The organism is Melioribacteraceae bacterium (genome assembly GCA_035362835.1).
GTDB lineage: Bacteria > Bacteroidota > Ignavibacteria > Ignavibacteriales > Melioribacteraceae > DSXH01.
In genome coordinates this window covers 78593-93238 of the sequence record DAOSDY010000004.1, presented here as the reverse complement: position 1 = coordinate 93238, position 14646 = coordinate 78593, and the positions used below count along the sequence as shown (strand labels likewise).

Here is a 14646-nt window from a genome sequence, read left to right as displayed (position 1 = left end):
TTTTTTCCTATAACTTAATCTCAATATCGACGCCAGCAGGTATTTCCAATTTGCTCAGAGCGTCAACAGTTTTATTATTAGAGTTGTGGATATCAATAATTCTTTTATGAGCCCTTATCTCAAATTGTTCTCTGGATTTTTTATCAACGTGAGGAGATCTTAAAACAGTGAAGACCGTTCTTCGTGTTGGAAGAGGAATAGGTCCGGAAACAACAGCTCCGGTACTTTTCACGGTTTTAATAATTTTTTCAGTTGATTTATCAATCAAAATATGATCGTACGACTTAAGCTTAATTCTAATTTTTTGACCGGGCACTTTTAATAATCTCCTTGTTCAGACATAGTAAGGGGAAAGTATTTACTTTCCCCTATTCAATTTTATTACTATTCAATAATCTTAGTTACGAAACCAGCACCAACAGTTCTGCCGCCTTCGCGGATAGCGAATTTGAGACCTTCTTCCATAGCGATTTCAGAGATAAGATCAATCTTAAGCTGAACGTTATCGCCAGGCATAACCATTTCGGTACCTTCGGGTAAAGTAGCAATACCGGTAACGTCGGTTGTTCTGAAGTAGAACTGCGGTCTATATCCGTTGAAGAACGGGGTATGACGTCCGCCTTCTTCTTTTGAAAGGATATAAACTTTGCCTTCAAATTTCTTATGAGGAGTAATAGAACCGGTTTTTGCAAGAACCATTCCTCTTTCAATTTCAGTTTTGTCTACACCGCGAAGTAAAAGTCCGGCGTTATCGCCAGCCATAGCGGAGTCTAATTCTTTACGGAACATTTCGATACCGGTAACAACGGTTTTCTTATGGATACCGAGACCGATAAGTTCAACTTCTTCGTTCAATTTAAGAGTACCTCTTTCAACTCTACCAGTAGCAACAGTACCGCGACCGGTAATAGAGAATACGTCTTCAACAGGCATCAAGAAAGGTTTATCAGCATCACGCTGCGGAACCGGAACATATTCATCAACGGCTTTCATGAGTTCCCAGATACAGTTATATCTTTCGTCTGTAGTAGGAGCATTAGAAGAACCAGCTTCGAGAGCTTTTAATGCAGAACCACGGATAATCGGAATATCATTACCAGGGAATTCATATTTAGTAAGCAATTCTCTTAATTCCATTTCAACGAGGTCGATCAATTCAGGATCATCCATCATATCAACTTTATTCAAGAAAACAACGATTCTTGGCACACCTACCTGGCGGGCAAGAAGAATGTGTTCTCTTGTCTGAGGCATAGGGCCGTCGGTAGCAGCAACTACTAAAATAGCGCCGTCCATCTGAGCAGCACCTGTAATCATGTTTTTAACATAGTCAGCGTGACCAGGACAGTCAACGTGAGCATAATGTCTATTCTCAGTTGAATATTCAACGTGAGCAGTAGCAATTGTAATACCTCTTTCTCTTTCTTCAGGAGCATTATCAATACTATCGAAAGTTCTAATTTGTGAAAGACCTTTTAAAGCTAATGCCATGGTGATGGCTGCAGTAAGAGTAGTTTTGCCATGGTCTACGTGTCCGATCGTACCGATATTGACGTGAGGTTTACTACGATCAAATTTTTCTTTTGCCATCGAGTTACTCTCCTTATTGTTTTTATTTCTTATTTAATTTTGAAAACATTATTTACTTAAGCTGATTTAGATACTTTACCAGACTGCGATTTTTCAGTAATTTCTTCAGCAACCGATTTCGGTACTTCAGAGTAGTGTGAAAACTGCATTGAATAAATGGCTCTACCCTGAGTCATAGAACGCAAAGTTGTCGCATAGCCAAACATTTGAGCAAGAGGGACCAACGCTTTAATAACCTGAGCGTCTTTTCTTGAATTAAAGCCTTCTATTTTTCCTCTTCTTGAATTCAGATCTCCCATAACATCGCCAAGATACTCTTCAGGAGTAATAACCTCGACACTCATCATCGGTTCCAACAAAATCGGATTTGCTTTCAGGGCACCATTTTTAAAACCAATAGAAGCAGCAACTTTAAAAGAGATTTCGTCTGAATCGACATCGTGGTATGAACCATCAAATAATTTAACTTTAACATCCACAACAGGGAATCCGGCTAAGACGCCATTCCGCATAGCATCGTGTAAACCATTTACAATAGGATTAATATATTCTTTTGGAACCGAGCCGCCAACAATCGCATTTTCAAATTCGAAACCTTTACCAGGTTCATTCGGTGAAAGTTCAAGCCAAACGTGACCGTATTTTCCACGTCCGCCGGTTTGTTTAACAAACTTACCTTCGGCCTGAACACTTTTAGTAATTGTTTCTCTATACGCTACTTGAGGTTTGCCAACATTAGCTTCGACTTTAAATTCGCGTTTCATTCTATCAACGAGGATTTCGAGATGAAGTTCGCCCATTCCGCTAATCAAAGTTTGCCCTGTTTCATCATCAACCTTCACCTTAAAAGTCGGGTCTTCATCACTAAGTTTAGCAAGCGATTCCGATAATTTATCCTGATCAGCTTTTGTTTTCGGTTCAATAGCAATCTGGATTACCGGTTCAGGGAAAGCCATTCTTTCTAAAATAATAGCATCCTCTTCAGTACATAAAGTATCACCGGTTCTTGTATATTTAAGACCAACAATTGCAGCTATATCACCAGATCTAATTTCATCCATATCCTCGCGATGATTGGCGTGCATCTGAAGAACGCGTCCAACTCTTTCTTTTTTATCGCTCACTGAATTAAGAACGTAAGATCCGGCTTTCAGGACACCGCTATAGACTCTTATAAAAGTCAACTTACCAACGTAAGGATCCGTCATAATTTTGAAGGCGAGAGCAGCGAATTTTTCACTAGGATCCATCTTTCTTTCAACGTGATCATTTTTATGAACATGATGCGCAACCAAATTTCCAAGGTCAGCAGGCGAAGGAAGGAAATCGACTACGGCATCCAACAATTTCTGAACCCCTTTATTTTTGAATGAAGAGCCACACAAAACCGGAATAATTTTAAGTTGAATAGTAGCTGCTCTTAAAACCGGTCTAATCTCTTCTTCGGATATTTCTTTTCCTTCGAGATATTTTTCCAACAAAGTATCATCAACATCGGATACAGCTTCAAGCATCTGAGTACGAAATTTCTGGGCAGTCGGTAAAAGATCCGATGGGATATCAACATCTTCGAAAGTAGTTCCCATAGTATCGTCATGAAACATTCGAGCTTTCATTGACATAAGATCAATAAAGCCGGTAAATAATTCTCCATCGCCAACAGGAAGAGTAATCGGGACAGCATTAGCGCCTAATTTTTCTTTCATCATACTAACAGCATTATAAAAATCAGCACCAACCCGATCCATTTTATTTACGAAAGCAATTCTTGGAACACCATATTTATCAGCCTGACGCCAAACGGTTTCAGACTGAGGTTCGACACCACCCACGGCACAGAAGAGAGCGATAGCTCCGTCCAGAACTCTTAGTGAGCGTTCGACTTCAACGGTAAAATCCACATGTCCAGGAGTATCAATGATATTAATTTGATGATCTCTCCAGGAAGTAGTGGTAGCAGCACTAGTAATTGTAATACCTCTTTCTTTTTCCTGTTCCATCCAATCCATTGTAGCCGCGCCATCATGTACTTCGCCCATTCTGTGCAATTTGCCGGTATAATAGAGAATGCGTTCGGTAGTAGTAGTTTTACCGGCATCGATATGGGCCATAATACCAATATTTCTTACTTTTGCAATATCTACACGTTTATTAGACATCTATTACTAAAAACTCCTTCCTACCATTTAAAGTGGGCAAAAGCTTTGTTTGCTTCTGCCATTCTATGAGTATCATCTTTCTTTTTAACTGAGTTACCTTCACCATTTGCAGCAGCCATTAATTCCGCAGCAAGTTTTGCAGCCATCGATTTATCTTTTCTTTCTCTTGAATAAACTCTGATCCAACGTAAAGCCAACGCAGTTCGTCTTTCAGGACGCACTTCCATCGGTACCTGATATGTTGCACCGCCAACACGACGGCTTCTAACCTCAACAAGCGGCTGAACATTCTGGATTGCCTTTTTGAAAACTTCCATAGCAGGTTTTTTAGTTTTCTGTTCAATCAAAGAAAAGCTATCGTAAACCATGCTTCTAGTGGTAGATTTTTTACCATGCCAGGTAAGATAATTTATCAATTTGGAAACCAGAATCTCATTAAACTTTGGATCCGGTTTAAGATATCTTTTTTCTGCTCTTTTCTTTCTCATAATTATTTAGCTTTTGGTTTTTTAGTTCCGTACTTAGATCTTCCTTTTTTTCTATCTTCTACTCCACCAGTATCGAGCGTACCTCTAATAATATGATATCTAACGCCAGGAAGGTCTTTAACTCTTCCACCTCTAATAAGGACAATAGAGTGTTCCTGGAGATTATGCCCTTCACCAGGGATATAAGCAGTAACCTCAATATGATTAGTTAATCTAACTCTTGCAACTTTTCTAAGTGCAGAGTTAGGTTTCTTTGGAGTAGTTGTATAAACTCTAGTACAAACACCTCTTTTCTGCGGGCAAGCATCTAAAGCAGGTGCTTTATTCTTTGAAGTAACTACTACTCTACCTTTTCTAACCAACTGATTTATCGTTGGCACGTATTTCCTCCGAAATTATTTCTTTCTGATAAAAATTCAGACTTCAAATTTATTGATATTCGTTTCAATTGTCAAGAATACCGGTTTAATTATTTTCAAAAATCGACTAGACAGTTTCTTTCTCTTCAACTTCCTCAATTTTTGGAATATTAGTTTCAACTTCCTCCGATGTCAGGAGAATATTCTTATACTTTTTAAGCCCAGTTCCAGCCGGGATCAGGTGACCCATAACAACATTTTCCTTCAATCCGTTCAGTGTATCCACCTTAGCTTCAGTAGCAGCATTCGTGAGAACCTTAGTTGTTTCCTGGAAAGATGCAGCCGAAATAAAGCTTTCGGTTGATAGGGCCGCGTGAGTAATTCCTAAAAGAACATTATCGAATGTAGCAGGTTCAGCATCCCTGGCTTTCATGGTTTTTTTACCTTTACGCGTAAGCTCAGCATTAATTTCTCTGAATTTGGCACGAGTAATCAACTGGCCAGCTTTGAATTTCGATTGGCCGGCATCCAACAGGACAACCATATTTTCAATTCTTTCATTTTCATCCAGTAGCCGGTTACGATCTACAAGGTCTTCTTCGATGAAATTGGTATCGCCAGCAGAAATAATCTGGAGTTTTTGAAGCATTTGTCGAACGATAACCTCAATATGCTTATCATTGATTTTCACACCTTGTAAGCGGTAAACATCCTGTATTTCATTAACCAGATACTCCTGAACGGCATTAGTACCTTTAATTTTAACAATATCATGAGGATCCATAGGTCCGTCAGTAATTTTTTCGCCAGCAGGTATTTCGTCATTTTCCTGAACTAAAATATGCTTGCCATAAGGGACTGCATATACTTTCTGAATCGAACCATCGAACGACTCAACAATAATTTCCCGGGATCCTTTTTTGCGAGCACCGAATTTCACACGTCCTTCAATTTCGGAAACAATTGCAGGATCATGCGGGCTTCTTGCTTCAAACAATTCAGTTACTCTTGGCAAACCACCGGTAATGTCACGAGTCTTTGCAGTCGCTTTTGATATTTTGGCCAGGATAGTACCTGCCTGAATCTCTTCACCTTCTTCGGCTGCCAGATACGCTCTGGTAGGGATATTAAATACCTTTTCATTTCCTTTAGAATCCTTGATTGAAATACTTGGAGTCAGGTTCTTATCCTTGGATTCAATAACTACTTTCTGAACGTGTCCTGTCTGTTCATCTGCGACCTGCTGGAAGGTTACATTATCAACAAGATCAATAAAAGAGACTTTACCGCCGAGGTCCGAAACTATAACAGAGTTATAAGGATCGTGATTATAAAGAGGCTGACCCTTAACAACTTTCTGTTTATCCTCAACCATTAATTCGGCACCGTATGGAATTTCAAAACGTTTAATCTGGCGATCATCCTCGTCATAAATGCCCATACCACCTCTACGTCCGATAACCACTTTAACTTTTCCAAACGCATCAACTTTCTCAACGAGAGTAATCTTATCGAATTTCACAGTACCGGATACGTTTGTTTCAACCTGAGACTGGCTTGCAATACGAGATGATGTACCGCCGAAGTGGAAAGTACGAAGAGTAAGCTGGGTACCAGGTTCACCAATTGACTGAGCAGCAATAATACCGACCGCCTCACCATTCTCAACGAGCTGGCCGGTTGTGAGATTTCTACCATAACATTTGGAACAGACACCTCTTTTAGATTCGCAGGTTAGAACTGTACGTATATATACCTGATCGATGTAAGCTTCGTCAATCTTCTCTGCAATTTCTTCAGTAATCAATTCACCAGCTTCAATTATAAGTTCATCCGAGCGGGGATCATAAACGTCTTCCTGAGCAGTACGTCCTGTAATTCGTTCTGCGAGAGGCTCTCTTTCCTGTTCAACATCTTTTAACGCAGTAATATAAATACCACGGATAGTACCGCAATCCAGTTCAGACACAATCACATCCTGTGCAACGTCGCACAATCTTCTTGTGAGGTAACCGGCGTCAGCTGTCTTAAGAGCCGTATCGGCAAGACCTTTACGCGCACCGTGAGTTGAGATGAAGTATTCTAGAACAGATAAACCTTCTTTAAAGTTAGCAACGATTGGATTTTCAATAATTTCGCCCGATTGCCCGGTAAGACTTTTCTGAGGTTTCTGCATGAGACCGCGCATACCAGCAAGCTGGCGAACCTGTTCCTGCGAACCACGTGCACCGGAATCAACCATCATATGAAGCGAATTAAACCCACCCTGATCAGTCTTCAAGCGATCCATCAGGGATTTTGCAACGTTGTTAGTAGTGAACGTCCAAACGTCAATTATTTTGTTATATCTTTCAGCGTCTGTAATAAGACCCTGTTCGTGTTCATTAAGAATTCCATTTACTTTCTTATTAGAGTCCTCGATCAATTTCACTTTTTCGTCTGGAATAATCATATCACTGAAACTGATAGAGAGCCCAGCAGCAGTTGCATAACGATATCCAAGATCCTTTACATCATCAAGAAACTTAGCAGTTACTTCGTTGCCGAGTTTCATAAACATTTTATAAATAAGACCGCTGAAAATTTTCTTTACAAGCAATTCATTAATAAAGCCATAATCTTTAGGAACAATCTGATTGAAGATTACACGTCCAACTGTAGTTTCAATCAATTCGCCATTCACCTTTACTTTTATTTTGGCATGAAGGTCAACAGCTTTTGAATTATAGGCAATAATAACTTCGTGCATACTGCTGAAGAACTTACCTTCACCTCTGGCACCTGCTTTAACCTTAGTCAGGTAATAACATCCAAGAACAATATCCTGGGTAGGAACAACAATAGGTCCTCCGTTCTGAGGCGAAAGGATATTATGACTGCTAAGCATAAGAATAGAAGCTTCCAACTGCGCTTCATAAGAAAGAGGCACATGAACAGCCATCTGATCGCCATCAAAATCCGCATTAAACGCCGTACAAACCATCGGATGCAACTGAATTGCTTTACCGTCGATTAATATCGGCTGGAATGCCTGAATACCAAGACGATGCAAAGTAGGTGCACGGTTCAACATTACTGGATGTCCGTCTATCAATTTATCTAAAATTTCCCAGATGAGAGCATCTTTTCTATCCACTGCTTTACGAGCACTTTTAACTGTTTTAAAATGACCTCTTTCAATTAACTTGCGTATAATAAACGGTTTGAATAATTCAACGGCCATATCTTTGGGCAATCCGCACTGATGAAGCTTAAGCTCAGGCCCAACAACAATTACAGAACGGCCGGAATAGTCGACACGTTTTCCTAAAAGGTTCTGACGGAATCTACCCTGTTTACCTTTAAGCATATCGCTAAGAGATTTAAGGGGACGGTTACCATCACTTCTAACTGCGCTTGCTCTACGCGAATTATCGAATAGAGCGTCAACAGCTTCCTGAAGCATTCTTTTTTCATTACGAAGAATTACTTCGGGAGCTTTAATATCGATCAATCTTTTAAGACGATTATTACGAATAATGACACGTCTGTAAAGATCGTTAAGATCGCTGGTTGCAAAACGTCCGCCTTCGAGCGGTACGAGAGGTCTAAGTTCAGGAGGAATAACCGGAATAACGCTCAGCACCATCCATTCAGGTTTATTAGGAACTTTACCTTCATATTCTCTGAAAGCTTCAAGCACTCTTAATCTTTTAAGAATATCGCTTCTTTTCTGCTGTGAAGTTTCAACAGCTAATTGAGCTTTTAATTCCTGGAAAGTCAATTCAATTTCGGTCTGCTTGAGAAGCTCTTTAACGGCATCTCCACCGATTTTTGCAAGGAATTTTTTAGGATCATCATCTTCGAGAGCATCATTATCATGAGGCAGCGAAGAAACAATTTCATAATACTGATCTTCCGAAATAAGATCTTTTCTATTCAATCCGGTTGGACCGGGATTAATGACAACATAAGATTCATAATAAACTATCTTTTCCAGTTCTTTTGTGGTCATGCCGATAATATTACCAATCTTTGAAGGTAATGCTTTGAAGAACCAGATATGAACAACCGGCACGGCGAGAGAGATGTGACCCATTCTTTCTCTTCGAACGCTTTTCAGAGTAACTTCAACACCGCAGCGGTCGCAAACAATTCCTTTATACCTAATACCTTTATATTTACCGCAGGCACATTCCCAATCTTTAACCGGGCCGAATATTTTTTCGCAGAACAAACCATCTTTTTCAGGCCTGAATGATCTATAATTAATAGTCTCGGGTTTTGTTACTTCACCATGAGACCTGGAGAGGATATCATCCGGACTGGCAAGACTAATTGTAATTTTTTCAATCTGCTTCAGTTTTGTTTCTTGTGTTTTGAATCTCATAATTTTCTCCTAAAAATCTGTCGGTGACAGATCTTACGGTTGACTAATTAATTTTAATATCAAGGCCAAGGCCCTGTAATTCTTTTATCATAACGTTAAATGCTTCAGGAATATTCGGTTCGGGAATATTCTCGCCTTTAACAATTGCCTCGTAAGTTTTAGCTCTTCCGGAGACGTCATCGCTTTTCACAGTCAGAATTTCCTGCAATACGTGAGCAGCGCCATAGCCTTCAAGAGCCCAAACTTCCATTTCACCAAATCTCTGACCACCGAACTGAGCTTTTCCGCCAAGAGGTTGTTGAGTAATTAATGAATATGGCCCGATAGAACGAGCATGTATTTTATCGTCAACCATGTGACCGAGTTTCATCATATAGATATATCCGGTTGTAACTTTCTGGTGGAATTTCTCACCGGATCTTCCATCATACAACCAGGTTTTACTTCCATCAGCGAGTTGAGCCTTTTCGAGCCAACCTTCAACATCTTTTACAGTTGCGCCGTCAAAAATCGGAGTTTCAAATTTAACGCCGAGTTTCTGACCAACCCATCCGAGGGCTGTTTCATAGAGCTGGCCGAGGTTCATACGTGAAGGCACACCAAGCGGATTAAGAACTATATCAACTGGAGTACCGTCTTCATGGTAAGGCATATCTTCAACCGGAACAACTTTGGCAACAACACCTTTATTACCATGACGTCCGGCCATTTTATCGCCGACAGAAACTTTTCTTTTCTTGGCAACATAGACTTTAGCAAGCTGAGTAATACCCGGAGGTAATTCATCTCCGCTTTGTATTTTCAGTTTTTCGCGTTTATAATCTTCTTCTATATCTGCAAGGATTGTAAAATAATTTGAGTAGAGCTGTTTAATCAGTTCATTCGGATTCTTCCGTTCGAACCAGTCCTTTGTATAATCAAGTTTAGTAATATCTTCGATATCAAGGAATGTTGATTCTTTTATAGAAGTACCGCTTCTTAAGACAACCGACCCATCCAGATCACGGATACCGGTAGTTGTTTTACCTTCTGTAATCCTAGTCAATTTTTTAACTAATTTGGAATAATGATCTTCTCTGATCTTCTTAAATGTTGCCTCAAGCTGATCGAGCTGTTTCTTTTCCAATTTCTTAGCTTCAGCATCTTTCTTTTTCCTGCTGAACAAGCGAGTTTTAATTACTGTTCCTTTCAATCCGGGAGGTGCTTTCAGAGATGCATCTTTGACATCACCAGCTTTATCCCCGAATATAGCCTTGAGAAGTTTTTCTTCGGGAGTAGGATCTGTTTCACCTTTGGGAGTTATTTTCCCGATCAGAATATCACCTTCTTTAACCTCAGCGCCTTCTCGGACAATTCCATTTTCATCCAGGTCTTTTGTAGCTTCTTCACTAACATTAGGAATATCCCTTGTTAATTCCTCTTCACCTCGTTTGGTTTCCCTTACCTGAAGTTCAAACTCTTCTATGTGAATCGAAGTAAATACGTCATCCGCCACGAGTCTTTCACTTAACACAATAGCATCTTCAAAGTTATATCCTCTCCAAGGCATGAATGCGACAGATACGTTTCTTCCGAGTGCCAGCTCACCATTTTCAATTGCCGGTCCATCAGCAAGTACATCACCTTTTTTAATTTTCTGACCAGTGACAACAGCAGGTTTTTGTGTAAAGCAAGTTTCCTGGTTGGTGCCGGAGAATTTTGTGAGAGAGTTTTCAACTCTTCTTTCATCGTCAAAACTAACTAGTGATTCGGAAGTATTTTCGTCCACTTCATATTTAACAACAATGCGACGGGAATCCGCATATTCAACAACACCACTATCTTCAGCGACAATAATTGACCTACTGTCTCTGGCAATTTTCTGTTCCATTCCGGTTCCAACAATTGGAGCTTTCGGAACCAGCAGAGGAACCGCCTGACGCTGCATGTTCGAACCCATGAGTGCTCTGTTCGCATCGTCATGTTCAAGGAACGGAATAAGTGCAGCAGCGGCACTTACAATTTGAGCAGGGGCGACATCCATGTAATGGACTTCGCCCGGAGGTATAACCGGGAATTCCCCTTTCAATCTTGATTTCACTCTATCTAATACGAACCGATTCTGTTCATCGAGCGGAGCATTTGCCTGAGCAATTATGAATTCATCCTCCTGATCAGCACTCAAATAATCGATACTTCCGGAGACTTTTCCTTCTTTTACTTTACGATAAGGTGTTTCTAAAAATCCGTAATGATTTACACGTGTATAAATTGTAAGAGACGAAATTAATCCGATGTTCGGACCTTCTGGCGTCTCAATAGGACAGAGTCTTCCATAGTGCGAATGGTGAACGTCACGAACTTCGAAACCGGCTCTTTCACGGGTAAGACCGCCAGGTCCTAATGCAGAGACTCTTCTTTTATGTGTCAGCTCAGAAAGCGGATTAGTCTGATCCATAAACTGGGATAACTGGTTGGTACCGAAGAAAGCGTTTATTACGCTGCTGATTGTTCTAGCATTAACTAAATCCTGAGGCTGCATATTTTCGTTGTCGCGCATATTCATTCTTTCTTTTATAGTACGCGCCATTCTTGCAAGTCCAACATTATACTGCTGCATTAGCTGTTCGCCGACAGTTCTAACTCTTCTATTGCCAAGATGATCGATATCGTCGACACTAACATTACCAACCTTAAGTTTGATAATGTTCTTCATGATAGCAATTATATCCTCGACGGTAAGAACTCTAATCTTTTCGTCAACATTGAGTCCAAGTTTGTCATTCATTCTAAAACGGCCGACATCACCAAGATCGTATCTCTTTTCATTAAAGAATAATTTATCAATCAAACCAACTGCTGTATCAACATCCGGAGCTTCACCGGAACGGAGCTGGCGATAGATTGCGTATAAGGCTTCTTCTTTAGTTTTAGAAGTATCTTTTTTCAGTGTATTGATAATAAGATCCTGCTCAAGAGTAGTTTCGGAGCTTAAGAGTTGAATCTTCTGAACCGAGGATCCTTTTATGCTAAGAATAATTTCTTCATTAAGTTCGGTATCCTTGGAAGCATAAATCTCACCTGTCTGATGATCGATTACATCGTTAGCAACAATCCTGCCTGAATGTTTATCAACATTAAGCTGTTTAGAAGTTACTTCCTCGATGAGATCGAACAGACTCAAAATCTGTTCATCGTTTTCGTATCCAAGAGCACGAAGCAGTGTTGTGGAAGGAAATTTTTTCCTTCGATCTATATAAACGTAAAGGACATTATTAATATCTGTTGCAAATTCAACCCAAGAACCGCGGAAAGGGATAATTCTAGCCGAATAGATCGGTGTTCCATTGGGATGGAGTGTCTGGGCAAAAGCTACACCGGGAGAACGGTGCAACTGGCTTACAATAACTCTTTCAGCCCCATTAATAATAAACGTACCGCGCATAGTCATAAACGGAAGATTTCCGAGATAGACTTCCTGTTCAACAGTATTTACATATTCACCTGTTTCATCATCCTTTGTAGAAAGTCGTAGTTTTGCTTTTAATGGTGCCGAATATGTAAGGCCTCTTTCTTCACATTCTGCAATCGAAAAGCGGGGCTTCTCGATATAATATTCGATAAAATCTAATCGATAAAATTCTTTATTGTCGAGAATGGGAAAGTTCTGATTAAACACACCCTGCAAACCTTTGTATTCCCTTTCGGACGGCTGGACTTTGAGCTGAATAAAATCCTCAAAGGATTCCAATTGAATATTCAAAAGATCCGGAACTTTAAGAGCTGAAGTAATAGAAGAAAAAGTAATACGTCCGTTACTTTTGTTAATTTTTGATTTTTCCAAACCAAACCTCCAATGTTTTAAGTAGGCTTTCTTTCATTTTATATAATGAAAGAAAGTGGTAAGACGGTTTTTCTCATCTTACCACTTCAATTTTTATTAAGAATCGGCATTTGTGCCAATTACTTAACCTGAACGGTAGCTCCAGCTTCTTCCAGTTCTTTCTTAATTTTTTCAGCTTCATCTTTAGAGATAGCTTCTTTAACTTTCTGAGGAGCGCCATCAACTAAATCTTTAGCTTCTTTAAGTCCGAGACCGGTATGAGCACGAACAACTTTAATGACATTGATCTTAGTAGCACCGGCAGCCTGAAGAATAACATCGAATTCGGTTTGTTCTTCTACAGGAGCAGCAGCAGCACCTGCAGCAGGGGCACCGGCCATCATCATCGGTGCAGCAGCAGTAACACCAAATTCATCTTCTAATGCTTTCTTTAATTCAGCAGCTTCAACTAATGTGAGAGCTTTAATTTTTTCTACAATTTCAGCAATTTTTTCCGACATTTTTATTCTCCTTAACTAATTAAATTATTTCTTAAACTTTATGCAGCTTTCTTTTTACCGACCTCATCAATAACACTGACAAGATCACGTATAACCGCATTAATAGCACCAACAATTCCGGTAGCCGGCGAAGCAACACTTCCGATGATACCCGCAATGATTTCCTCTTTGGTAGGCATCGAAGCAATAGTGTCTAACTGGTCAGCACCGTAATAAGCGGTATCGATATAGCAGCCTTTGAAACTAAATTTCTTGGTATCGTCGAAATATTTCTTAATGATTTTTGCAGGGGCAACAAAATTCTCCCCGGCAAATGCGACACCAATCATACCGACAAGCTGCGAATTAAATTTTTCGAAACCCCCGATCTGTTCAAGGGCTTTTTTGAAAAGAGTATTTTTAAAGACTTTATAGGTAACACCTTCTTTACGGAAGTTTGCACGAAGCTTATTGATATCCTCAACGGACACGCCGCGATAATCAACAAGAAACATTCCGGAAGAATTGTTTACCAGTTCTTTAATCTTTTCAACGATCTCTACTTTTTCTGTTTTTTTCATCGTCCTCCCGAATCAGTTTATAATCAACGAATCGGCTTTTGAAGCGTTTACAAATCCCGCTCACAAACGGGATGAGTGCGTAATTTTTTATTTAAGCGATAACGATTGTTCTTCTTTAGTGATTCTTAAACCGGGTCCCATTGTAGAAGAAAGAAAAACACTCTTTACATACTGACCTTTGGCAGAAGAAGGTTTCATTTTAATAATTGTATACAGAAAAGCTCTGGTATTATCAACAAGCTGTTCAGGAGAAAAATTCAGTTTCCCCAGTGAAGTATGAATAATACCTGCTTTTTCAACTCTGAATTCAATTTTTCCTGCTTTAACTTCTTTAACGGCTTTAACAACATCCGGAGTAACAGTACCGCTCTTTGGATTCGGCATCAAACCTTTCGGACCGAGAACCTTACCGAGTTTACCAACTTCACCCATAACATCCGGGGTAGCGATAATAACATCAACTTCGGCCCATCCGTTTTTAATCTTTTCGATATACTCTTCGAATCCGGCATATTCGGCACCGGCCTTCAAAGCTTCTTCGGCCAGAGCACCTTTAGCAACAACAAGAACAGTAACTTTTTTACCGGTTCCGTGAGGCAGAGATACTGTACCTCTGATCATCTGGTCTGCATGGCGTGGGTCCACACCAAGGCGGATAGCGCAATCAAGAGATTCATTGAATTTTACTTTGGAGTTTTCTTTCAGAAGTTTAACGGCCTCTTCAAGAGTATACTCTTTAGTAGTATCTACTTTTTCTCTAATCGTTTTTATTCTTTTAGCTAATTTCATTTGTAATTT

10 protein-coding genes are annotated in these 14646 nt (G+C 39.8%); all 10 read right to left on the bottom strand.

Annotation, left to right across the window (positions count from 1 at the left end):
- Window positions 1-7: 7 nt before the first annotated feature.
- Window positions 8-316: a 30S ribosomal protein S10 gene (gene rpsJ / locus PLZ15_13345; protein ID HOI30730.1), complete on the bottom strand. Its 309-nt coding sequence runs from the start codon at window positions 314-316 to the stop codon at window positions 8-10.
- 68 nt (window positions 317-384) lie between these two features.
- Window positions 385-1590, bottom strand: a complete 1206-nt coding sequence (gene tuf, locus PLZ15_13340) for an elongation factor Tu (protein HOI30729.1) — start codon at window positions 1588-1590, stop codon at window positions 385-387.
- A 56-nt stretch (window positions 1591-1646) separates the two neighbouring features.
- On the bottom strand, window positions 1647-3749 hold the full coding sequence (fusA, locus tag PLZ15_13335; GenBank protein ID HOI30728.1) for an elongation factor G: 2103 nt from the start codon (window positions 3747-3749) through the stop codon (window positions 1647-1649).
- A 20-nt stretch (window positions 3750-3769) separates the two neighbouring features.
- Window positions 3770-4237, bottom strand: coding sequence for a 30S ribosomal protein S7 (gene rpsG, locus PLZ15_13330; GenBank protein ID HOI30727.1), 468 nt, complete (start codon window positions 4235-4237; stop codon window positions 3770-3772).
- 2 nt (window positions 4238-4239) lie between these two features.
- Window positions 4240-4617, bottom strand: a complete 378-nt coding sequence (rpsL, locus tag PLZ15_13325) for a 30S ribosomal protein S12 (protein ID HOI30726.1) — start codon at window positions 4615-4617, stop codon at window positions 4240-4242.
- Between the two features lie 106 nt (window positions 4618-4723).
- Window positions 4724-8965, bottom strand: coding sequence for a DNA-directed RNA polymerase subunit beta' (gene rpoC / locus PLZ15_13320; protein HOI30725.1), 4242 nt, complete (start codon window positions 8963-8965; stop codon window positions 4724-4726).
- A gap of 43 nt (window positions 8966-9008) precedes the next feature.
- Window positions 9009-12788: a DNA-directed RNA polymerase subunit beta gene (rpoB, locus tag PLZ15_13315; GenBank protein ID HOI30724.1), complete on the bottom strand. Its 3780-nt coding sequence runs from the start codon at window positions 12786-12788 to the stop codon at window positions 9009-9011.
- A gap of 119 nt (window positions 12789-12907) precedes the next feature.
- Window positions 12908-13288 (bottom strand): 50S ribosomal protein L7/L12, encoded by a 381-nt coding sequence (gene rplL, locus PLZ15_13310; GenBank protein ID HOI30723.1) that lies wholly within the window; start codon window positions 13286-13288, stop codon window positions 12908-12910.
- A 38-nt stretch (window positions 13289-13326) separates the two neighbouring features.
- Window positions 13327-13848 (bottom strand): 50S ribosomal protein L10, encoded by a 522-nt coding sequence (rplJ, locus tag PLZ15_13305; protein ID HOI30722.1) that lies wholly within the window; start codon window positions 13846-13848, stop codon window positions 13327-13329.
- Window positions 13849-13935: 87 nt separating this feature from the next.
- Window positions 13936-14637, bottom strand: a complete 702-nt coding sequence (gene rplA / locus PLZ15_13300) for a 50S ribosomal protein L1 (GenBank protein HOI30721.1) — start codon at window positions 14635-14637, stop codon at window positions 13936-13938.
- Window positions 14638-14646 lie beyond the last annotated feature (9 nt).

What these genes read in the sequence shown, in the direction of transcription:
- tuf (HOI30729.1), bottom strand. Translation starts at nt 1,590, where the DNA reads ATGGCAAAAGAAAAATTTGATCGTAGTAAACCTCACGTCAATATCGGT.
- fusA (HOI30728.1), bottom strand. Translation starts at nt 3,749, where the DNA reads ATGTCTAATAAACGTGTAGATATTGCAAAAGTAAGAAATATTGGTATT.
- rpsG (HOI30727.1), bottom strand. Translation starts at nt 4,237, where the DNA reads ATGAGAAAGAAAAGAGCAGAAAAAAGATATCTTAAACCGGATCCAAAG.
- rpoC (HOI30725.1), bottom strand. Translation starts at nt 8,965, where the DNA reads ATGAGATTCAAAACACAAGAAACAAAACTGAAGCAGATTGAAAAAATT.
- rplL (HOI30723.1), bottom strand. Translation starts at nt 13,288, where the DNA reads ATGTCGGAAAAAATTGCTGAAATTGTAGAAAAAATTAAAGCTCTCACA.
- rplJ (HOI30722.1), bottom strand. Translation starts at nt 13,848, where the DNA reads ATGAAAAAAACAGAAAAAGTAGAGATCGTTGAAAAGATTAAAGAACTG.
- rplA (HOI30721.1), bottom strand. Translation starts at nt 14,637, where the DNA reads ATGAAATTAGCTAAAAGAATAAAAACGATTAGAGAAAAAGTAGATACT.